This is a genomic window from Bacteroides sp. AM54-2NS (genome assembly GCF_003602935.1).
GTDB lineage: Bacteria > Bacteroidota > Bacteroidia > Bacteroidales > Bacteroidaceae > Bacteroides > Bacteroides xylanisolvens.
Genome location: NZ_QTMZ01000132.1, coordinates 1 through 1,086, shown reverse-complemented (window position 1 = coordinate 1,086; position 1,086 = coordinate 1). Strand labels below are relative to the sequence as shown.

Here is a 1,086-nt window from a genome sequence, read left to right as displayed (position 1 = left end):
ATGCGAATCAGTAGTTGAAATCACTAGCTGATTCAGTTAGTTAAATTGTTATTATTCAATTAATTATCTCATTTATTTATTTCTTAATCTCCTTGAAAATCAGTATATTAGAAGAATAAAACCACTCATTATTCTAATTATGATTCCCAAGGAGAAAGAGCTAAAACTTATAAAAATATATATGTATATCTGCGATGTTTATCAGTCTTCACTGAAGTTCTACTGTCAGAGGTTCAGTAATAACGCTACACCGATCTTCACTGATCAGGAGCTGCTTACCGTATATCTGTTCTGCGGAGCGTATCAGTGCTATTTTAGCATCAAAGAGATACATACATTCACCAAAGAATATTTGCTTTCCTGGTTCCCTAACCTTCCCTCTTATCAAACATTCAACTATCGGCTGAAGCTGATGAGTGAGGCGATTAATGAACTGGTGAAGCATCTCATTACTTTCTTTAAACCAACAGATTGCGATTCTATGATATCACTTATTGACTCCATGCCCATCATTACTTGTGCAGGAAAGAACAAAACCGGAAAAGTGGCTACTGAAATTGCCACTAAAGGATACTGCTCTACAAAGAACATGTATTATTTCGGGCTCAAACTTCACACCTTAGCTTTCCGCAGGGAAGGAACCATTCCATTCCCCGAAATGATCATCTTATCATCGGCAGAGGAGAATGATCTGACTGTTCTTAAAAGAGAAGCCGCTGATAGTCTTATAAACAGATATATATTTGCGGATAAGATATACTCAGACTTCTCGTTCTGGGGAAACAAACAGCAGGAACAAGGGGTAACCATGATGACTCCCGTTAAAGCAATAAAGGGAGAGGAGCCTATTATTACTCAAAGAGAGAAAGCGGGCAGAGACCTGTTTTCAACTGCATTATCAAAGGTCAGACAACCGATAGAATCTTTTTTCAACTGGCTGAATGAAAAAACAAATATTCAAAGAGCGATGAAAGTCAGATCTACATCTGGACTTTTAGTACATACGATGGGCAAAATTGCCATCGCATTCATTTATCTAATTTTCTAAAACAAGGAATCAGAGTTCAACTACTGATTCGCATTATT

The 1,086-nt window shown here is 37.0% G+C and carries 1 protein-coding gene; it reads left to right on the top strand.

Annotation, left to right across the window (positions count from 1 at the left end; genetic code table 11):
• The first annotated feature begins 181 nt into the window (after positions 1-181).
• A complete protein-coding gene (locus DXA05_RS26110) occupies positions 182-1,048 on the top strand; it encodes a transposase (protein ID WP_128859789.1) in 867 nt (288 codons plus the stop codon).
• The last annotated feature ends 38 nt before the right edge of the window (positions 1,049-1,086 follow it).